This is a genomic window from Photorhabdus luminescens subsp. luminescens, assembly GCF_001083805.1.
Lineage (GTDB): Bacteria > Pseudomonadota > Gammaproteobacteria > Enterobacterales > Enterobacteriaceae > Photorhabdus > Photorhabdus luminescens.
The window spans coordinates 1,161,705-1,185,858 of record NZ_JXSK01000001.1; the positions used below are offsets into that span (position 1 = coordinate 1,161,705).

At 39.3% G+C, this 24,154-nt stretch carries 21 protein-coding genes and 4 tRNA genes; 13 read left to right on the forward strand and 12 right to left on the reverse strand.

The genetic code is table 11. The annotated features are described in order from the left end of the window. Positions 1 to 1,745: 1,745 nt before the first annotated feature. The 3 genes from TI10_RS04745 to cspE all read right to left on the reverse strand — a co-directional run bounded on the left by TI10_RS04745 (position 1,746) and on the right by cspE (position 4,028). On the reverse strand, positions 1,746 to 1,928 hold the full coding sequence (locus tag TI10_RS04745; RefSeq protein WP_049582070.1) for a hypothetical protein: 183 nt from the start codon (positions 1,926 to 1,928) through the stop codon (positions 1,746 to 1,748). A 736-nt stretch (positions 1,929 to 2,664) separates the two neighbouring features. Next, positions 2,665 to 3,363, reverse strand: coding sequence for an MgtC family protein (locus TI10_RS04750; RefSeq protein ID WP_049582071.1), 699 nt, complete (start codon positions 3,361 to 3,363; stop codon positions 2,665 to 2,667). 452 nt (positions 3,364 to 3,815) lie between these two features. After that, entirely contained in the window at positions 3,816 to 4,028 is a 213-nt protein-coding gene (gene cspE / locus TI10_RS04755; RefSeq protein WP_010847246.1) for a transcription antiterminator/RNA stability regulator CspE, read from the reverse strand. A gap of 483 nt (positions 4,029 to 4,511) precedes the next feature. Here cspE and TI10_RS04760 point away from each other — a divergent pair, with 483 nt between their 5' ends. Together TI10_RS04760 and TI10_RS04765 are read left to right on the forward strand one after the other, a co-directional pair. Then, positions 4,512 to 5,015, forward strand: coding sequence for a YlaC family protein (locus tag TI10_RS04760; RefSeq protein WP_049582072.1), 504 nt, complete (start codon positions 4,512 to 4,514; stop codon positions 5,013 to 5,015). A gap of 147 nt (positions 5,016 to 5,162) precedes the next feature. After that, a tRNA-Asn gene (locus TI10_RS04765) sits at positions 5,163 to 5,238 on the forward strand. Between the two features lie 143 nt (positions 5,239 to 5,381). Here TI10_RS04765 and TI10_RS04770 read toward each other — a convergent pair. Next, on the reverse strand, positions 5,382 to 6,458 hold the full coding sequence (locus TI10_RS04770) for a hypothetical protein (protein WP_049582074.1): 1,077 nt from the start codon (positions 6,456 to 6,458) through the stop codon (positions 5,382 to 5,384). Positions 6,459 to 7,161: 703 nt separating this feature from the next. Between TI10_RS04770 and TI10_RS04780 the strand changes: the two genes are divergently transcribed. The 6 genes from TI10_RS04780 to TI10_RS04805 all read left to right on the forward strand — a co-directional run bounded on the left by TI10_RS04780 (position 7,162) and on the right by TI10_RS04805 (position 10,426). Then, a tRNA-Asn gene (locus tag TI10_RS04780) sits at positions 7,162 to 7,237 on the forward strand. Between the two features lie 244 nt (positions 7,238 to 7,481). Further along, positions 7,482 to 7,557 (forward strand) — tRNA-Asn (locus TI10_RS04785). A 259-nt stretch (positions 7,558 to 7,816) separates the two neighbouring features. Then, a tRNA-Asn gene (locus TI10_RS04790) sits at positions 7,817 to 7,892 on the forward strand. Between the two features lie 218 nt (positions 7,893 to 8,110). Then, complete coding sequence (gene pyrC / locus TI10_RS04795) at positions 8,111 to 9,163, forward strand: dihydroorotase (RefSeq protein WP_049582076.1); 1,053 nt, start codon at positions 8,111 to 8,113, stop codon at positions 9,161 to 9,163. Positions 9,164 to 9,365: 202 nt separating this feature from the next. Further along, positions 9,366 to 9,620: a biofilm formation regulator BssS gene (bssS, locus tag TI10_RS04800; protein ID WP_036775794.1), complete on the forward strand. Its 255-nt coding sequence runs from the start codon at positions 9,366 to 9,368 to the stop codon at positions 9,618 to 9,620. 203 nt (positions 9,621 to 9,823) lie between these two features. Then, positions 9,824 to 10,426: a response regulator transcription factor gene (locus TI10_RS04805; protein WP_049582077.1), complete on the forward strand. Its 603-nt coding sequence runs from the start codon at positions 9,824 to 9,826 to the stop codon at positions 10,424 to 10,426. Between the two features lie 188 nt (positions 10,427 to 10,614). On the opposite strand, the gene trhO is transcribed toward TI10_RS04805, so the two are convergent. Together trhO and TI10_RS04815 are read right to left on the reverse strand one after the other, a co-directional pair. Then, positions 10,615 to 11,673 carry an oxygen-dependent tRNA uridine(34) hydroxylase TrhO gene (gene trhO, locus TI10_RS04810; RefSeq protein WP_049582078.1) on the reverse strand — a complete coding sequence of 353 codons (1,059 nt, stop codon included), beginning with the start codon at positions 11,671 to 11,673 and terminating at the stop codon, positions 10,615 to 10,617. 241 nt (positions 11,674 to 11,914) lie between these two features. Beyond that, positions 11,915 to 12,151, reverse strand: coding sequence for a DinI family protein (locus tag TI10_RS04815; RefSeq protein ID WP_049582080.1), 237 nt, complete (start codon positions 12,149 to 12,151; stop codon positions 11,915 to 11,917). 283 nt (positions 12,152 to 12,434) lie between these two features. Here TI10_RS04815 and TI10_RS04820 point away from each other — a divergent pair, with 283 nt between their 5' ends. Both TI10_RS04820 and TI10_RS04825 read left to right on the forward strand, forming a co-directional pair. Beyond that, positions 12,435 to 13,376 carry a Kdo(2)-lipid IV(A) acyltransferase gene (locus tag TI10_RS04820; protein WP_049582081.1) on the forward strand — a complete coding sequence of 314 codons (942 nt, stop codon included), beginning with the start codon at positions 12,435 to 12,437 and terminating at the stop codon, positions 13,374 to 13,376. A 598-nt stretch (positions 13,377 to 13,974) separates the two neighbouring features. Next, a complete protein-coding gene (locus tag TI10_RS04825; RefSeq protein WP_049582082.1) occupies positions 13,975 to 15,513 on the forward strand; it encodes a peptide MFS transporter in 1,539 nt (512 codons plus the stop codon). Positions 15,514 to 15,595: 82 nt separating this feature from the next. Here the strand turns inward: TI10_RS04825 and TI10_RS04830 are convergent, their stop codons facing one another. The 6 genes from TI10_RS04830 to TI10_RS04855 form a co-directional block, all read right to left on the reverse strand. Beyond that, positions 15,596 to 15,922: a HigA family addiction module antitoxin gene (locus tag TI10_RS04830; RefSeq protein WP_208599770.1), complete on the reverse strand. Its 327-nt coding sequence runs from the start codon at positions 15,920 to 15,922 to the stop codon at positions 15,596 to 15,598. Positions 15,923 to 15,936: 14 nt separating this feature from the next. Continuing rightward, positions 15,937 to 16,224 (reverse strand): type II toxin-antitoxin system RelE/ParE family toxin, encoded by a 288-nt coding sequence (locus TI10_RS04835; protein ID WP_049582084.1) that lies wholly within the window; start codon positions 16,222 to 16,224, stop codon positions 15,937 to 15,939. Positions 16,225 to 16,291: 67 nt separating this feature from the next. Beyond that, positions 16,292 to 16,999 (reverse strand): helix-turn-helix domain-containing protein, encoded by a 708-nt coding sequence (locus TI10_RS04840; RefSeq protein WP_049582085.1) that lies wholly within the window; start codon positions 16,997 to 16,999, stop codon positions 16,292 to 16,294. 56 nt (positions 17,000 to 17,055) lie between these two features. Then, complete coding sequence (locus TI10_RS04845) at positions 17,056 to 17,391, reverse strand: tRNA-binding protein (RefSeq protein ID WP_049582086.1); 336 nt, start codon at positions 17,389 to 17,391, stop codon at positions 17,056 to 17,058. A gap of 143 nt (positions 17,392 to 17,534) precedes the next feature. Beyond that, on the reverse strand, positions 17,535 to 17,924 hold the full coding sequence (locus TI10_RS04850) for a hypothetical protein (protein WP_049582087.1): 390 nt from the start codon (positions 17,922 to 17,924) through the stop codon (positions 17,535 to 17,537). A 219-nt stretch (positions 17,925 to 18,143) separates the two neighbouring features. Then, the gene (locus TI10_RS04855) at positions 18,144 to 18,977 is read right to left on the reverse strand and encodes a MurR/RpiR family transcriptional regulator (RefSeq protein WP_049582088.1); all 834 of its coding nucleotides are present in this window, start codon (positions 18,975 to 18,977) and stop codon (positions 18,144 to 18,146) included. 303 nt (positions 18,978 to 19,280) lie between these two features. On the opposite strand from TI10_RS04855, the gene TI10_RS04860 reads away from it, so the two are divergent. The 3 genes from TI10_RS04860 (at position 19,281) to iolG (ending at position 24,093) form a co-directional block, all read left to right on the forward strand. Continuing rightward, on the forward strand, positions 19,281 to 20,792 hold the full coding sequence (locus tag TI10_RS04860; RefSeq protein WP_049582089.1) for a CoA-acylating methylmalonate-semialdehyde dehydrogenase: 1,512 nt from the start codon (positions 19,281 to 19,283) through the stop codon (positions 20,790 to 20,792). Positions 20,793 to 20,808: 16 nt separating this feature from the next. Continuing rightward, positions 20,809 to 22,743: a 3D-(3,5/4)-trihydroxycyclohexane-1,2-dione acylhydrolase (decyclizing) gene (gene iolD, locus TI10_RS04865; RefSeq protein ID WP_208599771.1), complete on the forward strand. Its 1,935-nt coding sequence runs from the start codon at positions 20,809 to 20,811 to the stop codon at positions 22,741 to 22,743. Positions 22,744 to 23,106: 363 nt separating this feature from the next. Further along, on the forward strand, positions 23,107 to 24,093 hold the full coding sequence (iolG, locus tag TI10_RS04870) for an inositol 2-dehydrogenase (protein WP_049582091.1): 987 nt from the start codon (positions 23,107 to 23,109) through the stop codon (positions 24,091 to 24,093). Positions 24,094 to 24,154: the final 61 nt, after the last annotated feature.

Here is a 24,154-nt window from a genome sequence, read left to right on the forward strand (position 1 = left end):
CAACATTTTATTGATTGCATAACAATCAATATCCAGCATAGAGATAGCCAGAAAAATAGGCCTATTTCGACTCCTGACACTCTAAATAGCCAGAAAAAACATTAGAGATATTTATATATTATCAGGTCTCATAATATAATAGTACGCAAAATCTCTTTATTGATTACTTTATCTTTTTCATCTTTAGTCTTCGTATTTCAAATTAATTATTAATTAAATTTACATATAACCAATATATACATACCAAAAACATTAGGTATTTTAAATGAATTGGATATGGTTTATTATTCTTGCAATCTGCTTTGAAGATCTATAAAAGATACCATTCCAAAAATAAAAATCAAAAACCACATGAATATATAACCTTATTAAATATTCATCATAAATTAAATTACCATTCCTTATATAATACAGGAAATGAATAGTCTATACGTTAATATTCAAATAAAACACACACACTATTTGAAAATTCATATTCTTATGATACAAATCAAGTAAAATATTAAAAGTCATTTTTTCCATTTCTTATTATTTCATACAATATTTACGATCGCCATCCCAAAAAATTATTTATATATATAAAAATATGACTAATAATGTGATTAATGTATTTCACAAACGTCATTTTTTTAATTGATAAGAATAGATAAAAAAATTAATTCTACAGGAGCAAAGTAATTAATTGAGATTTATTGCAAAAGTAATCAACAGAAATAAAGTAAAAACTCAACTACATTCTCCACTATAATAATAACATTAATTACCATTGATAATAGAAATGTCCTGATATTTCATAAAAAAGGTGAAAGAAACAAAATTTTTATAGGAAATCTATTTCCCCACATAAATAATAGTGATAATCTTCCAAATAATTATAACTATTCACCAAACATGACAGTTAATGCAACAACCGATTACAACCTCAACTCATCACAGAAAATACTCTCAAGACAGAAGCTCTAAACCTAGTGGCCCATCAGATAGGAAAAGAATATAGATATCGAGAATCATTATCAATTGTGTAATCAATAACACTGAAAATATCTTTCTATTTTGGATAAAACACGTCCTTTATATGCACAATATATGAACTAAAAATATCTGAGAAAATAATAATTCAATACACTAGTTTGATTGAAAAAAATCCAAAAATACAATATTTTTCACTAAAATAATAACAAATATCAACATATATATCTATTCAATAAAAATGAATTAAGCTAGCTGCGCCAGTGTCATAGAATATCCAATATTTTTAATACCTCATTTATGATGATCTTCTTAGGAAACTTTTTATCCGCTTTATCCCAATGTAAAAAAACCGAGAAATATCACACATCAGATCTTGTACTAGTTAATGAATATTTTTTACTAGAAAAAATGGAATAAAGGCTCTGGTAATCAACATTGAAAAAACATTACCAAAGTTAAAACTTACCGTTATATTCAAGCACTTGATAATACTTCCACTCTCCTCTCTTCTCTTAACTCCCCCCTCATTTACCTCCCCCTAACTTCTTCTCAAGCTGGGTAATATCCACCACTTTTTCTTGTGCTACCTGTACCTTTACCAACAAAAATTCCGACATCAACGTATCTCAATACCACAGAATCATTAATGTTATCATCAAGAAACCAACCGCATATCTGCCCTTTTGCAACACAGGGATTTTTACGATATGCGGTTTGATAAATACCAAACTGATTTCATTTCTCAAGATTTCAGTAGCCATTAGCTCTGTTTGTTAGATTGCTAAAATAAGTTTGAACTCTCTCCCTATATCATGACAAATCCTGACAGTAATAGCTGAATTATCTTCGGTAAGGACTCTTGCTGCCACTCGACTCCCCCTTAATACTAAAATAACAAGGATGGCACTCTTGCCTGCCAGTTCAAGGAAAGTTAGCAACTCCTGTAATATCATCATCCTTTCATCACCATAAAGATGAGCTGCATTTTTACTTTATCATCGGATAAATATCGAACTGTTAAATTAATACCCTAAAATCTTGTCTAATGGTAACCATTGGCTGCCTCCATTATTTTTTCACGGCATTCTCCATCAAGCAGAATTATTATCTATTTTACTCTTATATAAGAACAAACTTAGATCATTTCTTCTACTTAGCCTTTGAAAATAATTGATATTTTCCCTGAAAATTCTAAGCAGTAACGAGCAACTGACGGCAAACCAAATTAAATATCAACTCATCAATTTTTCTGTACCCACGTATGATACCTATATCAGGTTTACCACGACTAAATTCTGATACAAAAGTAGCAATGTTAACAATCAATCTAGCAACAATGACTAAGGCTAAAAATACCATATCGAACAATTTCCACCCGATAAACCACTAATCAACAATACCATCCAAAACTACTACTGGTATAAAGCAAATTTGTAATCAACCTGACTTACGATCAAACGTAAAGGGAGCGAATCCCCGGGAGCATAGCGAACTATGTGACCGGGGTGAGCGAGTGCAGCCAACAAAGAGGCAACTTGAAAGATAACGGGTATAAATGGCTTCTTGATTACACGTTGCCTAACCGGAAAAACACACCATAGGCAACGCTTTGTTTGTTTCTTATGACGAAACACCATTCGCCAATGGTGATTCTTTATCAAATTAGTGATGGCTGTTTTATACAAAAGATTTTCAGATCGCGGGTTCCGAAGCAATTTTCCAGTTTACTGAGCTAACGCTCTTTTCCAGACTTATACGACAAACAATTGCTTCTATCTCTTTTTGCTCAGCCAATGTTGCCAACACTTCAGCACGCACTTCAAATTTTCCAGGTTGAACCCTGTCAGCGAAACTTAGAGATTGTAACCTCACAGCTACTCCATTGAGAGCCTGTAATACCAAAGTTCTCACCAGAATTTCATCATCGCTGTCACACACTACGTGAATTTTATAACACTGCACCTGATCGATGGCCTGCTGCCTGGGCTGTAGATTAATACGTTGGGCAGCTTCACGTAACAATATATTTGCGCAAAGAATAATGGCGGTTGCTATCGCGGCTAGCCAATATTGCCCAAGGCCGCACAACACGCCAATTCCAGCAGAGCACCATAGAGTTGCCGCGGTATTTAATCCACGAATATTCATACCTTCCCGCATAATGACACCAGCACCAAGGAAACCAATGCCTGAAACAACTTGTGCGGCAATACGACCAGCACTATCGGGTGACGTTGTTATTGAACTGAGGATAAAAACGGCTGCACCGGTCGCAACTAATGCATTGGTTCTTAAACCTGCCATACGTTGGCGCCATTGGCGCTCAGCACCAATTAATGCACCAAAACACATAGCCGATAATAAATGAAAGACAAAAGGAGTTATTAACATGACATTCTCCATACAACCAAATGGATAAATAATCATGTGCATTTATTTTGCACACAGAAACGTATGCTGAATGTTTAATTCAGCTCTATTTTCTGTCCATACCAGGAGGTAGCAAAGCGTAAATATATAACAGCATAATAAAAACCCAATATACTATCCTGGCTACTTGACTAAGTACCGGATAACGCTATTTTTTGAGTAAGTACAGCTCAGATATTTTGAGTGGTACTGCCCGCTTTATTTGGCAAGCAGCAAATCGAAAGGAAATGAACAGCTTACCGTTTTATTGTCTATTTAACTGAAAACTTTGACTGTCCAATGGCTATCTCTCCAATAAAATTTGGACGAAGTATAATCAGGAGTAATTAATAAGTAAAGAAGGATATGACTTTAACCAAGAAAAAGCCCACCGCTACAGAAAATAGCGACAGGCTTAAAAATCAGCCAAGCAATCAGATAGCTGTTACGTTTGCTGCTGCTGGACCTTTCGCACCATTTTCAATGGTGAATTCTACGTTCTGGCCTTCTGCCAAAGTTTTGAAACCGTTACCCTGAATGGCAGAGAAGTGAACGAATACGTCTTTGCTACCGTCAGCTGGGGTAATGAAACCGAAGCCTTTAGACTCGTTGAACCACTTCACTTGACCTTTCATTTTGTCAGACATTGTGACTTTCCTATATATCAAAAAAATTTTGCCACCATTGGGCATGTATTGGCCAGTTATATCAGCTATTACTTATGGAGGCACTAAGAAGGAAACGCGTCAACAAAGGCTATCTGAGGATAACACTTACACATAACTCATTAACTCAAGATGTCGTACATAAAGTAGGTCTGTTTATCAGGCCGGCTGCATTAACTCATGATAGAAAAGGAATAGCAACCTTTTTATGCATTGGTGTTTTAAAAAAAATATTTATGCTCATTATTAAGGCAATAAGTTAACAAACTATGTCATTAATTACAAATTTTTTTGATTTATTCAACCTTTATCTTAATGAAAGCACTAGAGTTAATCTTAGTCAATAACAGTTGGCAGATTAAAATAAGACAACTGATCTACGTAAGATTACCTCCGCCATGCTAATCTTGAAGACAAATAGTTATGAAAATATTTCACTTTTCCTTTGCTTAATCAGGTCAATATATGAATATCATTAAACAGATACTGATTCAGGATCTTGAACGAATCAACATTGCAGAACAACGTGATGGTAAACCTCGTTTTAACAGCCAGTTTATCAATCACCATCCTTATCTCTGCCTGGCTATGTTTGTATCCTACCTGTTTCTCGCCACACTTATCTGGTACACCCCATATTTTAATTTACTTTCACTGCTAGCTTTTACCGTACTCTTCATTATTATGTCAGCAGTTTTATTATTCGAAATCAAACCTGTGTATCGGTTTGATGATATCGGCGTACTTGATCTACGAGTGTGTTACAATGGCGAATGGTTCGTCAGCGAAAAAATCTCAGATTGCGCAATCAAAGAACTTTGTTCCCATCCTCATGTTCCATTAGCAATAAAAGATGAAATCAAACGCATTATACACATGAAAGGTGAAATTCATTTTTATGATGTTTATGTCATGGCATTTACTGAACAATCACATATAGCAACATCGTTACCAATCATGGATAGCTGATAATAAACAAAGGTACTCAATTTTAGTGAAATAGCACAGTTATAAGGCAATGCGTTCATATGACAAGCAAATAACAGAACAGTAAGCTTTTTTGCGTTGACAACGTTTCAATTGATCGCTAGTATTCGCCCCGTTCTCAAGAACGATTCCTCCATAGTTCAGTCGGTAGAACGGCGGACTGTTAATCCGTATGTCACTGGTTCAAGTCCAGTTGGAGGAGCCAAATTTCAGTCCAGAGGTACTAAAGAGAATCTCTGGTACGCATAAGATAGCTGGTATAAAAGCGGTTAATATGCAAGAAAAGCCCAATGCAAATTGGGCTTTTTTCTATGTAAGCAACAACACATTCGCGAACACCAAGCCAAATTAGTCCAGAACTACCTTGTAAGTTTTCTCTTTAGATTTATGCAATATATTCACTTCACCAACAAATGATATTTCGTAATGAATTTTTACTTGACCATTACCTATATAATTAAAGAAATCGACTCCACCCGGCTGACCATCAGCATTTTCTTCAGGCTTAATCACAGCTAACCGGAAAATATTATCTTCACTACCTTGCAAAGAATCTATCTTTAATACTAATTTCCCTGTATCCCGATTGTCAGCAGAATACCCTCTTACATGTACTGTGCCTTTTTTCAACTCCTTACCTTTGAGTTTAGCATCGTTGACCAAAATATTAATGTCATAATCAATAATATTCTCACCAATTGGTCGACCCTTGTTTTCATCATATTCTTCAATATAAGGTATTTCTAAATCGCGACGAACTTGAACTGTTGCAGAATCTTCATCAAGTTCTACAAACACACGTTGAATAGCAGAAAATCTAGCAGTACCACTTTCGCTAATAGTGTAATAAAGACTATCGTGTTTACCTTCAGTAAGAAGAGTATCTTTTACCGGCAAACTGCGAACATCGCCGCTATTTTGCACACCAGGAACAACTTCAACATTATCATTATCAAAAACAAATTTCAGTTCATGTTTATCTAAGATATTGGAATCAGTAAAAAGTACTTTAACTCCTGCTTTTATATCATCACTGCTAATAACATTATCATAATGTGCCGGATATACAGGTGCTGCCAATCCTACTGATTTAAGTTTAAATCTATTCAGAGCAGCTTTCGCTACCACACCACCACTAGCATCCGTCACTTCAACATCAAAACCAATTGTAGCGTTAACCTTCTGATCTGTCTTAATTTTTACTAATATTTCAGACGCTCTACTAACGGAATCAAATATGCTATCTTTATTTACGATTTCATATTCGCCTTCATTCAAGCCATTCACCACGATTTTACTTTTGTAATTTTCTAGTGGTACAGAACCATCATCATCCTGTAGAACTACAAATAATCGTAATGGAACGTTAAACCAGTCTTTATGTGAAACCCAGTTAGTTACATCAGTATTAATTAAAAACTTCATGACTTCTCCTCATCTGTTTTATAGAAATCACCAGAAAATTAGCCACTCTTTTCTGAGGGGAATTATTTTCTTATTTTATATTTAAAATTATTTTTACCTCCTAACCAACTATTAAATTTAATATTTTCTCTGAAATGGTTTTTATTTATTTTATTGCATTTTATATGTACATAAAAATATATTGTTAAATTGAGAATATCTTAGTGCACTAGCAGTCAATGAGATTTCATTATCAATGACAAACTCTTTAATATTTGCTTTGGCATGGATTAATATCATGTTTTCCCAAATCAGAGCTCAGATAACAAATTACTTTTTCAGTTAATAATTATAGCCGAGTAAATCCTCTAATAAATATCAAAATACAATAAGTGATCTGTTAAAACAGATCAAATAGGAAAATTACCATGAAATATAAAAATATCATAAATAACACCAAAATAAAATTATATGATATATATTTAATTATATTTTTAATGCTCATGATTAATTATTTTCCAAATAAAAAATACGGATTACATTTTCAACATCTAATTATCATAGAAAAATATCAGTTAATTCTCATATTTTTCGAACTGAAAAATTTAATTGACTAAAAAATATCATTTCGAACACCAGTTAACCAATTAAACTCAATTTTCACTTTTCCCCTTTGACAAGACCAAAATACCCAGATATTATGCGCCTCGTTGTCAAGGACAATTCCTCCATAGTTCAGTCGGTAGAACGGCGGACTGTTAATCCGTATGTCACTGGTTCGAGTCCAGTTGGAGGAGCCAAATTCATAAGAAAGCCCGCCTAGTGCGGGTTTTTTGCGTTCCGAGTTCCACCATTTACTCACAATGTAACGTAATCATTCCGATCAACCTGCTTACTGATAGCATGCATTTCCAGCAAATACCCCTTGTTTAGTATAAAAACAGATCAATAAGTTCAGTTTGCCAGCAAGCAAACTATTTTTATTATTTTCTACTTTGACAAAGCAAAAGCATACCGTTAATATGCACCCCGTTGTTAAGGAGTTCCTCCATAGTTCAGTCGGTAGAACGGCGGACTGTTAATCCGTATGTCACTGGTTCAAGTCCAGTTGGAGGAGCCAAATTATGAAAGTCCCGCTTAATGCGGGATTTTTGCTATTCCGACCTCTCTACTTAATTCTCCACCACCATTTGCTCGTAACATAAGCACAGTAATTCTACTCAACTCATGTTAATGGAATAAAATTCCATCAAACCTCAATTGATTAGCATGAAAATATAACAACAAGTGCATTTTACCCGCAAACAAACCATTTTTATCATTTTCTACTTTGACAAAGCCGAAACATATCACTAATATACGCCCCGTTGTGAAGGAGTTCCTCCATAGTTCAGTCGGTAGAACGGCGGACTGTTAATCCGTATGTCACTGGTTCGAGTCCAGTTGGAGGAGCCAACTTCATTTCTGTTTTTACCCTCATACTTCGTTTTTTCCTTTGTTATAAGAAAATCCACCTCTGATTACCCTAACTTAATTGATTTAGCTGAGTTTTTTCTAAAAATTATATTCATTAATAGCTATTCAACCATTTTAGCTTTATCATCCGTTCCCGGCCTGAATATGCTGAACTCAGCATCTTTCGTTCCTATCATATATACTGGAGCCGGTTTCTCATGACCACTGAATCATACACAATAAAAATCCGCCGCCCTGATGACTGGCACATTCATTTTCGTGATGGTGAAATGCTAAAAACTGTCGTTCCCTATACCAGTTATTACTTTGGCCGAGCTATCGTCATGCCTAATCTGCTTTCGCCGGTTACAGAAGTGGTCAGCGCCAAGGCCTATAGAGACAGAATATTAGCAGCCATTCCCAAAGAGCATCGCTTCCAGCCTCTTATGACCTGTTATCTTACTGACACTACTGAAAGCTCCCAGATAGAAATAGGTTATAAAGAAGGTATTTTTACCGCCTGTAAGCTCTACCCTGCCAATGCCACAACCAATTCAAGTCACGGCGTCTCTGATATAAAGAATATTTATCCACTATTAGCAGTGATGGAAAAACTGGGGATGCCTCTGCTCGTCCACGGTGAGGTTACTGCTTCTCATATTGATATTTTTGATCGAGAAGCCCGTTTTATTGAACAAGTTATGGAACCACTACGTAACCAGTTCCCAGCGCTGAAAGTTGTGTTTGAACACATCACGACCAAAGAAGCTGCACAATATGTGCTGGAAAGCGATGACAATCTGGCAGCGACATTAACTCCACAGCATCTCATGTTCAATCGCAACCATATGCTGGTTGGTGGGATTCGTCCACACCTGTACTGTCTGCCTGTGCTAAAACGCAATGTGCATCAAGAGGCTTTGCGGGCAGCCGTCGCCAGTGGCTGTGATCGCTTCTTCCTAGGCACAGACTCGGCGCCACATGCACAACATAAAAAAGAGTCCTCCTGTGGTTGTGCCGGCGTCTTTAACGCACCATCAGCATTACCTGCTTATGCAACAGTGTTTGAAGAGATGAATGTATTACAGCATTTTGAAGCTTTCTGTTCACTTAACGGCCCTAAATTTTACGGGCTACCTGTCAATGAAGGCTTTATCGAACTGACTCGCAAACCTGCTACTATCATTGAACACATCGATTGCAATAATGAAAGACTTATTCCATTTTTGGCTGGCGAAGATGCCCGCTGGGATGTAAAAGTAGTAGATTGATATAACATGAGGGGATAGTCATTATCCCCATTAATTTACATAGTTATCAATACACCAACAAATTGACTCATAATTCCTAACAAAAAACCTTCTTACTTTCATTAAAAAGCATATACTAACTAATGACTCATTCAAGAATGAGGCAGTTTGCTCTTAGTCAATGATATTAATAAATAATGCAGTGATCTGATTAGGAGGTTTTATGGGCAGTAAAGATGAGGTTATTCAAACGCATCCTGTAGTAGGTTGGGATGTCAGTACCGTTGATACATATGATGCAATGATGCTACGCCTTCACTATTTGTCCTCCCAAGATCAAACACCAGAACATGTCATGGTAGATCGAACCTTATGGTTGACAACTGATATTGCAAAGCAATTGATATACATCCTCCAGGCAGGAATTGAAAAGATCGAATCTTCAGAATACAGCGATCTAAACCATACGAAACATTAATAATCTTAAACCCGGACACCCGTATAAATGGGTGTCCGGCCAGGAGAAACATCAATTCACCTCAAAGATTTTGTCTGGAATACCATATCACTATATAATAATTTCGGATTAAGTTAACTTAACCATCACAATTGCCGAGTTGACTACTAATAGATGGGGCGTTTATTGTGAGTTTGGCCAAACAGGAACAGGGATGTACAATAATGAAAATCTTAATTGTTGAAGAGTGCTATTATACCCGTTCAGGTATCAGCGAGTTTTTAAAGAAAAACGAAAATGCTGAAAACCTTGAAATCGTTGATTCGCCTTCAATTGATGAAGCTATAAATATTGTAACTCATTTTTCTCCTGATATCGTTCTAGCTAACTTGACACATTATTGTCATCACGCCAGTTACTGTTCCGATTTACAGAAATTTATTACTCTTATAGATAACACGCGTATATATATATACCTTAATAGCGCTTATCCTTATTGTGACAATTATATTACACTGAAGGATAATGCTTTTATTCTGGCAAAGAAAAATCTTACCTATCTGCTTAATAAGATTAGCAAAACTACATTACAGGAAATTCAGAGACATAAAGCAACTGTCGATCAATGCTGTTCTATTTTCAGCCCTCAAGAGCACAAAGTTATCGATTACTGGATGCAAGAAATCCCTAATTACCAGATATCACAAAAGTTAAGAATCAGTAATAGCACAGTCTATTCTCATAAAAGACACATTACTGAAAAAATAAATGTGCGTAATAGAATCGAACTCTGCTTTATTTACAATGTATTTAAATACCTCTATTAAAGTATTCTATTAACTATACCCTATGGATTTCAAGATGCATCGCGACGGCAAGGGAGCGAATCCCCGGGAGCATAGATAGCTATGTGACCGGGGTGAGTGAGTGCAGCCAACAAAGAGGCAACTTGAAAGATGACGGGTATAAATCAAATAAACTGGCACATTGATCTCTGTGCCAGCGGTTAATCACGTTATTCAACAGACTGTAATGAAGTACTGTTCAAGCCATCCTGTAGACGATGCCGGGATTTATTAAATATTTTAGCTCCATTTTCACGACCGGCACGGCGAGCACGCTGCTCGGTTTCCGGCAACCTGACTTCTTCTCTGCATACTTCGCTACAACAGCCTTCAAATTTAGTCGCACACTCTTGGCACTGAATAAATAACAAGTGGCAACCTTCATTCTTACAATTAGTATGACTGTCGCAAGACGCACCGCATTGATGGCAATGAGCAATCACCTGATCTGAAATACGCTCTCCCATCCGCTCATCAAAAACAAAGTTTTTACCAATAAAACGTACCGGTAATCCCTGTTCTCTCGCCTTACGGGCATATTCAATAATACCGCCCTCTACGTGATAGACGTTTTTAAAACCATTGTGCAACATATAAGCACTGGCTTTTTCACAGCGAATACCACCAGTGCAATACATTACAATATTTTTATCCTTATTATCCTGCAACATTTCCACAGCCATTGGCAGTTGTTCACGGAATGTATCAGAAGGAATTTCAATGGCATTTTCAAAATGCCCGACTTCATATTCATAGTGATTGCGCATATCGACAAATAGCGTATCAGGATCATCCAGCATCTGGTTGACCTGATCTGCTTTAAGGTACTCGCCGGTTCTTGATGGATTAAAAGTTTCATCTTCAATCCCATCAGCCACTACGCGATCACGTACTTTCATACGCAAAACCCAGAAAGATTTTCCATCATCATCAAGGGCAATATTCAGCCTCAAATTATCTAATGCAGGATCAACGCTATACAACAAAGCCTTAAATGCTGCCAAATGATGAGTTGGTAAACTTATCTGAGCATTGATCCCCTCTTTAGCAATATAAACCCGGCCAAATACTGAAAGGTCGGTAAATTGTTGATACAAGCTGTTACGAAAAGCCAGAGGATCTAAGATATTAAAATATTTGTAAAAAGAGATGGTAGTACGAGGTTGGGTCTCCGCCAACATACGTGCTTTCAACTCTTTATTAGAAATGCGGTTGTGTAACACTGGCATGGTGTACTTTCCTGAATTTCAAGTCATAAAATATGGATGTATAAGTGATAGCCTCCGCTATCAAGCGCAGTATGATAACGAAAATGATTTTCAACGAGTAGTCATTTGTAACGCAGCAATAGGAAATCAGTCATAAAACGGGAGGCGCCCCTCCCATTAGTTGAGCATGCAGCCCCTTACACACAGGCAATAGGATAATGAGTCAAACAACCGATAGCCAGCAGGTTTAACTGACCGTAGCTTAAGGCTGGAACCAATCATCAGCGCTTTCCCATGTCTCCTGTAGAATCTCTTCAACGGCTCTCCTGTCATCAGGAGTGCCGCCACGAACAGATAGCCCATCATGACTTGCCAACTTCACATTGGTTTTAATATCAGGCCATCGACGTTTAAGACGGTTATCCAGTTCCTCAGCAAGCGCAGGGACAGCACCTTTCGGCAGTTTTTTAGATTTATCGACGGTGACTTCTACATGCATAATTTTTCCCTCCACAAACAATACTGTTCATATAAACAGTAATATTATCTACATGAATTGTAAATAGCTCTGTAAAACTATTTTAATTTTTATTTATCAGTAAATTATGAGCTACTATTCTTTCACCAATGGCAAAGCGGGATAGTAAATAAGCATCCCACTATCGACCAAAATTGAGATCATAAACATTTCATACTTGAAAACTTCGATATCCCGTTAAAAAATGTCACAATAGAGAAATTGTTTTGTCCATCTTATTGGAACTATAAAAACCTGAGAATCCATGATACAAGCACCTTCTTTTCAACGTTCACTACTTCATCCCCGTTACTGGCCTACCTGGTTTGGCATCAGTCTGCTTTACTTACTGGTTCTGCTCCCCTATCCCATTATTTACTGGATAGGAACTCGTCTGGGCAGATTTTCTATGCGCTTTCTGAAAAAACGAGCCAAAGTTGCCGAAAGAAATCTTGAACTATGTTTTCCTGATATGTCACAGGAGAAACGCGATGCGCTATTAATAAAAAACTTCGAATCTGTCGGAATGGGAATATTTGAAACGGGTATGGCCTGGTTTTGGCCTGACTGGCGGATAGAACGCTGGTTTAAAGTTACTGGGCGAGAAAACATTCAGAAAATTCAAACTACTGGGCAAGGAATAATTGTTATTGGTATCCACTTCCTGACGTTAGAACTCGGAGCCCGTATTCTCGGTTTGCTCAATCCCGGCATTGGCGTCTACCGACCTAACGATAATCCGGTTATGGATTGGCTACAAACATGGGGGCGACTGCGCTCCAACAAATACATGCTGGACAGAAAAGATGTCAAGGGCATGATCCGCTGTCTGAAAAATGGTGAAATTGTCTGGTACGCCCCCGATCATGATTACGGCCCACGAAAAAGCGTATTTGCACCACTATTTGCTGTAGAACATGCTGCAACCACCACCGGCACTTCAATACTTGTGCGCCTCGCTGATCCGGCAATGATCCCATTTACTCCCCGTCGTCTGCCTGATGGAAAAGGTTATGAACTGACTATTCAACCGGCAGTAGCAGGATTTCCAAAGGACGATGAAGTGAAAGCGGCTACTTTCATGAACAAAGTTGTAGAGCAGGAAATTTTACAAGCGCCGGATCAATATATGTGGTTACATCGTCGCTTTAAAACCCGGCCTAAGGGTATGCCTTCTCTGTACGGACAAGCTGATAAAGTCCATTAAGTTTATTAATGGCTGTTTCTTCACCCAGGAAACAGCCATAATCACTTTCGTATCTTTTAATAATTGACTATCTCATTTCAATGCTGATGTTATATTTCTTAATCTAATTAATTTCCAATTTTTATATAAAAAACAAGGAATCATCTAAAATCCGCTAATAAATACTAAGTTGATAATCAAATTACTTTACTTTTCTTATCCTTAATTATCACTGTTAATATCTATCCTTTGAAAAGATGTTTTATATATTATAGTTATGACTTAATTTATTATTCTAAAATATTTTTTCATAAAAAGACATCGAATATAAATAGAAGTAAGTCAATAGATTTTATCCTCATTTTAACCTATCAATTATGAGAAATGAGATTTATGTCGGATTTTGCTTTGAAAAATGGAATATAAAGTAAGAGATATCCTACTTGTTAATAAAATTGACCGAAAAATATGTTAAAAATATATTAACAAAACAGGACATTACTTAATAAAAAACATGGCTTTTTTGTTTGCTCTAAACCTAAATTTAAAAGAGCTTTTTAAAAGCTTTATTTGTCTCACACACTGCACTCCTGGAGTGTAGTCTTATAGGAAAACTTAGATGCAATCCTCCATTAACAATACAAAAACCAGAACTTTCTTTGGGCACCCTTATCCATTAAGTTCTTTGTTCTTCACAGAAATGTGGGAACGTTTCTCTTACTACGGCATTCGTCCGCTGCTGATCTTATTCATGGCTGCAACCATCTATGATGGTGGTATGGGTATTCCTCGTGAACAGGCCGCTGCCATTGTCGGTATCTTTGCAGGTAGTGTTTATCTGACCGCACTACCCGGTGGTTGGTTGGCAGATAACTGGTTAGGCCAACGTCAAGCAGTCTGGTATGGCTCAATCATTATTGCACTAGGACACTTGTCTATCGCTCTTTCCGCCTTCTTCAGTCATCACCTGTTTTTTATCGGCTTACTACTGATCGTATTAGGTACAGGACTGTTTAAAACCTGTATCACCGTAATGGTCGGAACACTGTATAAAAAAGATGATCCACGCCGTGATGGTGGTTTCTCTCTATTTTATATGGGAATTAACCTGGGCTCCTTTATCGCTCCATTAATTACCGGCTTACTCATTCAAGACTATGGTTGGCATTGGGGTTTTGGTATTGGTGGGCTAGGAATGGTGGTTGCCCTACTGATATTCCGTTTTTACGCTGTTCCCCTGATGCGTCGCTATGATAAAGAAGGTGGCTTAGATTCAAATTGGGATCGCCCTACAGTCAAACGTAAAAATGTCGGCAAATGGGTTTTCACCGCTATTATCGCTATGATTGCGATTATTGCCCTACTTATCCTCGGTATTATTCCATTTAATCCCGTGGCTGTAGCCAGTACGATGGTCTATATCATCTCATCTTGTGTAACACTTTACTTTGTCTATCTGTTCCTGTTTGCTGGTTTGAGCGGTAGTGACCGTTCTCGCCTACTGGTTTGTTTTATTTTACTGGTATCTGCCGCCTTCTTTTGGTCTGCATTCGAGCAGAAGCCAACCTCATTTAACCTATTTGCCAATGATTATACTAACCGCTTAGTCATGGGATTTGAAATCCCAACAGTATGGTTCCAGTCAATCAACGCACTATTCATTGTCCTACTGGCTCCCGTATTTAGTTGGCTCTGGCCCGTATTGGCAAAAAGTAATATCAATCCAAGCAGTATCAGCAAATTCATTATTGGTATTCTGTTCGGTGCCGGTGGTTTTGGTCTGATGATCCTGGCAGCACAGAATGTACTCGCAACAGGTGAAACCGTTTCTCCATTCTGGCTGGTCGCAAGTATTCTATTGCTGACACTCGGTGAACTGTGCCTTAGCCCCATTGGTCTCGCAACGATGACGCTACTGGCCCCATCTCGAATGCGTGGTCAAGTCATGGGCTTGTGGTTTTGTGCGAGCGCTTTAGGTAATTTAGCTGCCGGCTTGATTGGTGGACATGTACGTGCTGATCAACTGGACAACCTACCTGATCTGTTCTCCCGTGTATCTTTAGCTCTGGTTATTTGTGCAGTCGTCTTGATGGTGTTAATTGTCCCCATTCGCCGCCTGCTTAATAATGCTGATAAGTCAGAAGCGAAAGCTCAATAATATTTACCGCTAACGTAAAGCTATCTTATTATAAGATGGCTTTACGTATTTCAACGCATTTGTGCTCTTGAAAACAAACACATTAGTGCATTGCCGTTGTAGAGGATGGCTTAACTATCTGTTTTACATCCAGTAATTCCGTTTGATATGCATGATTACGCACATCCCATAGTTCAACTGCATGTTGAATATTAAGCCAAAATTCCGCAGTGTTCCCCAAAGCCGCTGCCAATTTAATCGCCATAGGAACGGTTAACGAACCTTTATCATGCACAATTCTACTTAATGTATTGCGGTGAACACCCATTGCTTCCGCAAGCACATTAATTTCGATATCCAAAGGCGCCAGAAACTCACTCACCAATATTTCACCAACTGTTGCCGGGCGACGTTTTGTATTTCTCATCATTTATTTCCCTCAGTTTAATAGTTATGAGGATCCAGATATGTATCAACCGCAACACCATCAGTCCACTGAAAAATAAGCCTATATTGCCTATTTACTCTTATTGAGCACCATCCCCTCAAATAGCCATTCAAGTGCTCAAAATGGTTTCCCGGAGGGATTCTCAAATCAGCCTCTTTAACCGAAGCATCCAGAATTTGTAGTTTTCGGTATAACGCACTCTGTAAAGATGCAGGTATACATTTGTGCGGTAAATCTTGCTCATAAAATCTTTCTAGCCATCTATCCCTGAATTCAACAGCCATAACATCCTCGTTGTTTGTATATTACGCACAATCATGTTGTGCATCAAGTCATAAAATGCTGAAAACATCATTTGGCTTTACGCAACCTAGCTGGAGTACAACCATAATGTTGACTAAATGCAAAGGTAAAAGCTGACTGGGAGGCATAACCCGACAGAAAAGCAATGTCAGCCAAAGTCCTATTACTGTAAGCCAGCAGATTATAGGCAAATTCCATCCGGCACGTTTTCAAATAAGCCATTGGACTCATCCCTGTTGCAATAAAAAGTTTACGACGTAAAGTACTGGCAGATACTGCGCAAATATCAGCCATATCCATCACCGTTACTTTCTCATGCAGACGCCCAATAAGCCCCTGATGTAGTTTGACTATCAACGTTGAAGACGAACCTACTTGTGGTAGCTGAGCGAGCAACAAACGGGCAGCATCAGCGTGATTAGCGGGCGGCTGCGGGTAATCATGCAACCACTTAATAAGAGCAAGGGCAGAATCAGGTAATAGTTGCCAGAAAGTATCACTATGTAATGGATTAAACAGTGCCGAAGGCAACTCCAGCACCAATTGCTGATTTTCACCACCAGCGAAAAAGCTGTGTTTCGCATCCGGTGGGATCATAACAACATTTCCAAAACTAACGGTACTTTGTTGCCCTTCTACGTTTAACTCAAGTTGTCCGTTATAGCCAAAAACGAACTGCCATAACCCCTGGTGGCTATGGCTAATAGTTTCAGCAGAATACCGGCGTAAGTGTAATGAAGGTAATTGAAAAGCCATATTTATTATCGCTGATTAAAATACATGCCATTCATTCGACAACAAAATAGCGTGGTTTACAATAACTTATGACCATTCGGGACAGGAAGAGTAAATTCTGCGATCACCACCGCACCATTTTCATCCATACTGCCGGTTAACAACACCTCCGATTTAACACCAGCGATCCGTTTTGGTGGAAAATTACACACGCAAAGAACCTGACGACCTATTAATTGTTCAGGTGTGTAATGCACAGTTATCTGGGCGCTTGAACTTTTAACGCCCAATTCGCCAAGATCAATTTGTAATTTATAGGCAGGTTTGCTGGCTTTAGGATTCAATTCTACTGAAATAATTGTGCCAACCCGCATGTCGACTTTTTCAAAGTCAGCCCACTCGATCTGTTCCATGTATTTCTCTCCTTAGTATGAAATCATTATATTCACATGCTAATGGAGGAAATTCTTTCGAAAGACTACCAACAATTGTCGACAAACTGCCTATTTTTTCCGACAAATCATTCAACTCATCACTGAGTCGCTCTGAGCCATGATTATTCCCGATCGAAAAAATTATTTCTGGTCATTCCTCCGTTCTCTTTAATGCGGGCATCACGTTCAAGATCCTGACGGATTTTCTCACTAAACCTATCATTAAAGTGGTTAAAATTATTAAATTCTTCGCCTTTCCGCCGAAGCTCAATTTCTCTTACCTGTCTTTCCAGTTCCCACTTCTTCTCCGCTTTATTATTTGCAATGAGTTCATTCAGATCCCTATTCATATCCAAATGTTTAGGTTCAAGATTTTCTCGCTTCTTTAAATATTCCGCAGATGGCTTATTATCAGCCGGAATATCACTTTTGTAATCAAAATTTGAGGCAAATACCTGGAAAGAAATTGCAGATAAAATAACAAAAATGTAACGCGATCCTTTACTCGCCATATTGATCCCTTTTCAAAACCATAACTCCGAATAATTATTAAATAATTATCACCAATAAGAATCAACAACATTTATGTCTAACAAACCAGTTATCAATATCAGGTTTACATTCTATTGAAATTATGGTCTTTCTACTGATCTGATAAAGCATTAACCCGCAGTGATTGCGGGTCAATAGTCATTAGAGGTTTATCGGGAATATAAGCGATTATTTCATAATTAAATCGGGTTTCCTTGCCGGTAAGCCAGCGCAACCGCCAAAGATTGTACTAAACACAAAGTAGCAGATTGAGAACGGAATGCATCCACCTGTGCTTCTTTAACCACAAAACAAACATCACTGAAACTGGCAAGCGGGCTAATCTGGCTATCCGTAATCACGATTTGTTTTGCCCCGGCTTTCGCCGCCCACTCGCTGACCATCAGTGTTTCTTCTGCATAAGGGGTAAAACTGATTGAAACAACAACATCTTCTTCCCCAATTAAATTAATCTGTTCCCTGAACATTCCCCCCAAACCATCCACCAGTAAAGGGCGACATTCCAAATGATTCAATGCATAAGAAAGATAAGCCGCCACACTAAAAGAACGGCGCAACCCAATAATGTAAATGTTCTTAGCCTGAGCCAATAAGTCTACTGCGCTCCTTAAATCTTCAGGGGCAGTTCTGGCAGCTAACTGTTGCATAGCCTGCACATTTGAACGAGCAAATTCCTGCAAAATATGCTGAGGGTCTTCCGGCGGTTCCTGTTCGCCATCCAGTTCCCGAAATAATCTGGCCCGATCAGCATAACTGGCGGTTTCTTCCACCATATGCATGCGAAATAGCTGTTTCATTTCATTAAAACCACTGAAATCAAACGCATTAGCGAAACGAATTAATGTTGATGGAGGAACATCAGCTTCTTTGGCAATCACAGCAACAGTATCAAAAGCGACACTATTGGTATTATCCAGCACATATCGAGCTACTTGTTGCAGGCGTTTACTCAATTCACTATAGCGTGAACGGACTTGTTCTTGAAATTCATTCAGATTCGATGCGACAGACATAAATCCCCCATAAAATTTATCGCCAGCAATTGTAATCCTTTTACCGTATAAGCTGAATCATATTTCATTTTTAACTATAAAAATGAAATACATAATTCATTCACTGTAATGATTTATTATTATCACTATATTGATTAACATCTAATTAGTCACCTAATTATCGGTAATTCATAAAAACTTTACTCTGATCACACTAATTGCCTTTCGTTCCAAATCATATTGAAAATAAAACAAATATTTCATATATCTATTACCAAAGTTTCTGATTCAGTACTAACATCAAATCCGCAAAAGAGGCTCAGAATGGAACACGTACAGAATTATGTTAATGGGCAACTCATTCCTAGTCATAGCACCCGCTTTTCTCCGGTTTTTAATCCAGCGACGGGAAAACAGATACGCCAGGTAACATTAAGCACAGCCCACGAAGTTGAACAGGCAATTGAGGCCGCTCATCAGGCTTACAGTGAATGGTCTAAAGTTTCACCTCTCAAACGTGCTCGTGTCATGTTCCAGTTCAAAACATTGCTGGAAGCCAATATAGACAAACTGGCGCGATTGATTTCAGAAGAACATGGAAAAATCTATTCAGATGCCATCGGTGAATTAACTCGCGGTCTGGAAGTCGTCGAGTTTGCCTGTGGTATTCCTCATCTACAAAAAGGTGAACATTCCGCTAATACCGGAACAGGCATAGATAGCCATTCATTAATGCAGCCTTTAGGCGTTTGCGCCGGTATTACCCCTTTCAACTTCCCGGCAATGGTTCCTATGTGGATGTTTCCTATCGCATTAGCGACCGGGAATACTTTCGTATTGAAGCCTTCAGAAAAAGATCCCTCTCTCGCGATTGAATTAGCATTACTACTTAAACAATCCGGTTTACCCGATGGTGTATTTAATGTTGTCAACGGCGATAAAGAAGCCGTCGATGTACTGCTCACTGATCCTCGCGTGCAAGCCGTCAGCTTTGTTGGTTCGACGCCTATCGCTGAATATATCTACACGACCGCCTCAGCTCACGGGAAACGTTGCCAGGCTCTCGGTGGTGCAAAAAATCACTGTATTCTGATGCCAGATGCCGACCTTGATATGGCTAGCAATGCTATTACAGGCGCGGCTTTTGGCGCAGCCGGAGAACGTTGTATGGCACTGTCTGTTGTACTGGCGGTTGGAGATGAAACGGCGGATGCGTTAATTGAAAAATTACGTCAACAGATCAGCAAAATATCTGTCGGCCCCGGTATTGTCGCAACTAAAGAAAATGATATGGGTCCCGTTATCTCCGCCCAACACCAAGCTAAAATCTGTGATTACATCGACAGCGGCGAAAAACAGGGGGCGAGCTTGTTAATTGATGGCCGTCAACTCAAGGTTCCGGGTTATGAAAATGGCTATTTTATCGGCCCGACGCTATTCGATAACGTCACGCCAGATATGAAAATCTATCAAGAAGAGATCTTCGGCCCTGTTCTGTCAATTGTTCGAGTACCCGATTATGCCACCGCGCTGACATTAATTAACTGCCATCAATATGGTAATGGTACCGCGATATTCACCCGCGACGGAGAAACCGCTCGCCAGTTTAGCGAAGATGTACAAACGGGTATGGTAGGCATCAATATCCCCATTCCGGTACCAATGGCCTTCCACAGCTTCGGCGGCTGGAAACGCTCAATTTTTGGTCCACTTAACGTTCACGGTAATGATGGCGTCCGCTTCTACACTCGCATGAAAACCGTTACCAGCCGCTGGCCGGCAAGTATCAGGTTAGAACATCATTCCAGCAGTTTTGTGATGCCCACAATGGAATAAAATGGAGTTCTGTAACATGAACAAATCAACAATGACAACAGCTCAAGCATTGGTGAAATTCCTGAACCAACAATATGTGGAAATAGACGGAAAGCAATACCCATTCATCAGAGGAATCTTTACCATCTTCGGTCACGGCAATGTTGTCGGATTAGGGCAAGCACTGGAGCAAGATCCCGGTCACTTGACCGTTTACCAAGGATGCAACGAGCAAGGTATGGCCCATATCGCCACAGGCTTTGCTAAACAGAAAAAGCGCAAACAGATTTTCGCCGTAACCTCATCCGTCGGCCCTGGCTCTGCTAATATGGTCACCGCCGCGGCAACTGCCACCGCTAATCGTATTCCTCTGTTATTACTACCCGGCGATCTCTTCGCCTGCCGTCAACCTGACCCGGTTTTACAGCAAGTTGAACAGTTCCATGACTATACTGTCAGCACCAATGACTGTTTCCGTCCGGTTTCTCGTTACTGGGATCGCATCTCCAGACCAGAGCAGCTAATGAGCGCTATGATTAATGCGATGCGAGTTCTAACCGATCCCGCTGATACCGGCGCCGTCACAATCTGTTTGCCCCAAGATGTTCAAGGCGAGATTTGGGATTTTCCTGACTATTTCTTCCAAAAACGCATTCACCGCATTGAACGCCGCCCAGCTTCTGCCGCCATGATTAACGATGCCGTGGCGCTCATAAGCCGCAAGAAAAAACCGTTGCTTATCTGCGGTGGCGGAGTGCGCTATTCAGAAGCACATAACGCTTTTCGTCAGTTCGCAGAACACTTCAATATTCCTTTTGTTGAAACACAGGCAGGTAAAAGCGCCGTAATTGCCGACCATCCGCTGAATTGTGGCGGTTTAGGCACAACAGGCTGTCTTGCGGCAAACCTGATAGCCAAAGAAGCCGATTTGGTTATTGGCGTTGGCACCCGGTTTACTGATTTCACCACCGCATCTAAATCGCTATTTCAGCATCCAGAAGTTGAATTTCTTACTATCAACGTAGCGGAATTCGACGCCTGTAAACTGGATGCAATCCCCGTGGTATCAGACGCCCAAGCAGGGTTAAACGCTATTGCAGAACAGCTTACTCAATTGCATTATCGCAGTGGTTATCAAGATGAGATTCATCAGGCGCGGGAGGAATGGCGAAAAGAGTTAAATCGTCTGTTTGAAATTGAATATCAGGAGGATTTCACACCAGAAATTCCCGGTCATCTTGATGATAAATTGGGAGAGTACAGCCAGACATTACAAACCCGCCTGGCACAAACTAGAGTATTGGGATTATTAGACAAATATCTTGAGCCCGAAGCGATTATTGTTGGCGCATCAGGTTCCCTTCCTGGCGATTTACAGCGATTATGGCAACCCAAACAACCGGATACTTATCATCTTGAGTATGGCTATTCCTGTATGGGCTATGAGATAGCCGCTGCTATTGGCGCTAAACTAGCCTGCCCCGACCAACCGGTTTATGCCATCGTCGGTGATGGCGCTTATATGATGCTTCATTCAGAGCTGCAAACCGCAATACAGGAAAATATCAAAATCATCGTGTTACTGTTTGATAACGCAGGATTTGGCTGTATCAATAATCTACAAATGAGCCAAGGGATGGGCAGTTTCGGAACAGAAAATCGTTACCGTAACCCAGAAAGCGGCAACATGGATGGCAAATTGATTAAAGTCGATTTCGCCAAAAATGCAGAAAGCTACGGCTGCAAAAGTTACCGAGTCCACGATGAGCAACAACTGCTTTATGCGTTACAGGAAGCCCAAAAACAGACCATACCGGTACTCATAGATATCAAAGTGCTGCCTAAAACGATGACGCATGATTATGAATCATGGTGGCGAATAGGCACAGCACAAGTAGCGGAAAATCCAGCGATAGAATCTGCTGCAAACAAAATAAAGGAGATGGTTGCAACCAAAGTACGCCAATATTAAAAAGTGATGGCCTGTAAGATAGCAGGCCATTTTCCCTTCCTTAATCACTTTTAATGCTATTTTTGGAATTTTTATTCTAAAAACAAATGACTTTTTTCCTTCCCCAATCTCTACGACCAAGCGTAGTAATCACTTAGTCGAATACCTATTATAATTTGTTTTTAAAAGATAAATATCCTAATTCATCCAGCAGCAATTTTACTTTACGTGATCTAATTAACACAAATCTAATATTATCATTAACAAAATGCTACGCCACACTCAAAAATATAATATCCAAAAATTAATAAATTGAAATAAATGTTTTATTTGATATATTTTAAAGTATCTCATAAGCAGATACTTAGGTATCAAGGAGCATCCATGTTCAACATTGCATTATTTGGCGCCGGACGAATTGGACAAGTACATGCAGGGAATATCTCTCATCATAAAGAAACTTCTCTCTATTCCGTCGTCGATCCACATCAGAAAAGTGCTGAAATTTTAGTACAGAAATACCAAACAAAAAGACAAACTATTGAACAGGCAATGTCTGATCCTGAAATAGATGGTGTTCTTATCGCCTCAGCAACAGATACTCATGCAGACCTAATTGAACTTGCAGCAAAACATCATAAGAAAATCTTCTGTGAAAAACCGGTTCATCTTGATATTGAACGTGTTCGTCAATGCCTTGAAACTGTTAAACAATATCAAGTTCCCTTATTTGTTGGCTTTAACCGTCGTTACGATCCACAATTCCGCCGAGTAAAAACACTATTTGACGCCGGAGCGATAGGAAAAGCCGAATCTCTGCTGATTATTTCCCGTGATCCCGCTCCGCCTTCTGCTGAATATGTCAAAGTTTCTGGTGGTATGTTCCGGGATATGACCATACACGACTTCGATATGGCGCGTTTTATTATTGGCGAGAAACCCTGCTCGATCTACGCTCAAGGCAGTAATCTGGTTGATCCAGCAATTGGGCAAGCGGGTGATATTGATACCGCCTTTATCGTTATGAAATTCCCATCAGGGGCAATGGCAACCATTACCAACAGCCGCCGTTCCGGGTATGGTTATGACCAACGGATTGAATTGCATGGTGAAAAAGGACTGCTTAGCGCCGGCAACATCAAAGAAAACAGTGTTGAACTCTGGGAAAACAGCGGTTGCTTAACAGCCAAGCCAGAGCATTTCTTCCTGCAACGTTACCAAGAAGCCTACATTGCTGAATGGGATCATTTTGTCGATGTCATGGCTGGTCGCGCCACACCAGAATGTAGCGGCGCTGATGGCGAACAAGCACTTTATCTGGCCGATAAAGCTCTCGAATCCCTACATTCAGGTAAAGAAATCAGATTATAAACAGACCCACATCGCTGAATAACTGACTCACATTTATTTTCACCCTAAAAACGGGAAAGGC

What these genes read in the sequence shown, in the direction of transcription:
- TI10_RS04745 (WP_049582070.1), bottom strand. Translation starts at nt 1,928, where the DNA reads ATGATGATATTACAGGAGTTGCTAACTTTCCTTGAACTGGCAGGCAAG.
- TI10_RS04750 (WP_049582071.1), bottom strand. Translation starts at nt 3,363, where the DNA reads ATGTTAATAACTCCTTTTGTCTTTCATTTATTATCGGCTATGTGTTTT.
- cspE (WP_010847246.1), bottom strand. Translation starts at nt 4,028, where the DNA reads ATGTCTGACAAAATGAAAGGTCAAGTGAAGTGGTTCAACGAGTCTAAA.
- TI10_RS04760 (WP_049582072.1), top strand. Translation starts at nt 4,512, where the DNA reads ATGAATATCATTAAACAGATACTGATTCAGGATCTTGAACGAATCAAC.
- TI10_RS04770 (WP_049582074.1), bottom strand. Translation starts at nt 6,458, where the DNA reads ATGAAGTTTTTAATTAATACTGATGTAACTAACTGGGTTTCACATAAA.
- pyrC (WP_049582076.1), top strand. Translation starts at nt 8,111, where the DNA reads ATGACCACTGAATCATACACAATAAAAATCCGCCGCCCTGATGACTGG.
- bssS (WP_036775794.1), top strand. Translation starts at nt 9,366, where the DNA reads ATGGGCAGTAAAGATGAGGTTATTCAAACGCATCCTGTAGTAGGTTGG.
- TI10_RS04805 (WP_049582077.1), top strand. Translation starts at nt 9,824, where the DNA reads ATGAAAATCTTAATTGTTGAAGAGTGCTATTATACCCGTTCAGGTATC.
- trhO (WP_049582078.1), bottom strand. Translation starts at nt 11,673, where the DNA reads ATGCCAGTGTTACACAACCGCATTTCTAATAAAGAGTTGAAAGCACGT.
- TI10_RS04815 (WP_049582080.1), bottom strand. Translation starts at nt 12,151, where the DNA reads ATGCATGTAGAAGTCACCGTCGATAAATCTAAAAAACTGCCGAAAGGT.
- TI10_RS04820 (WP_049582081.1), top strand. Translation starts at nt 12,435, where the DNA reads ATGATACAAGCACCTTCTTTTCAACGTTCACTACTTCATCCCCGTTAC.
- TI10_RS04825 (WP_049582082.1), top strand. Translation starts at nt 13,975, where the DNA reads ATGCAATCCTCCATTAACAATACAAAAACCAGAACTTTCTTTGGGCAC.
- TI10_RS04830 (WP_208599770.1), bottom strand. Translation starts at nt 15,922, where the DNA reads ATGATGAGAAATACAAAACGTCGCCCGGCAACAGTTGGTGAAATATTG.
- TI10_RS04835 (WP_049582084.1), bottom strand. Translation starts at nt 16,224, where the DNA reads ATGGCTGTTGAATTCAGGGATAGATGGCTAGAAAGATTTTATGAGCAA.
- TI10_RS04840 (WP_049582085.1), bottom strand. Translation starts at nt 16,999, where the DNA reads ATGGCTTTTCAATTACCTTCATTACACTTACGCCGGTATTCTGCTGAA.
- TI10_RS04845 (WP_049582086.1), bottom strand. Translation starts at nt 17,391, where the DNA reads ATGGAACAGATCGAGTGGGCTGACTTTGAAAAAGTCGACATGCGGGTT.
- TI10_RS04850 (WP_049582087.1), bottom strand. Translation starts at nt 17,924, where the DNA reads ATGGCGAGTAAAGGATCGCGTTACATTTTTGTTATTTTATCTGCAATT.
- TI10_RS04855 (WP_049582088.1), bottom strand. Translation starts at nt 18,977, where the DNA reads ATGTCTGTCGCATCGAATCTGAATGAATTTCAAGAACAAGTCCGTTCA.
- TI10_RS04860 (WP_049582089.1), top strand. Translation starts at nt 19,281, where the DNA reads ATGGAACACGTACAGAATTATGTTAATGGGCAACTCATTCCTAGTCAT.
- iolD (WP_208599771.1), top strand. Translation starts at nt 20,809, where the DNA reads ATGAACAAATCAACAATGACAACAGCTCAAGCATTGGTGAAATTCCTG.
- iolG (WP_049582091.1), top strand. Translation starts at nt 23,107, where the DNA reads ATGTTCAACATTGCATTATTTGGCGCCGGACGAATTGGACAAGTACAT.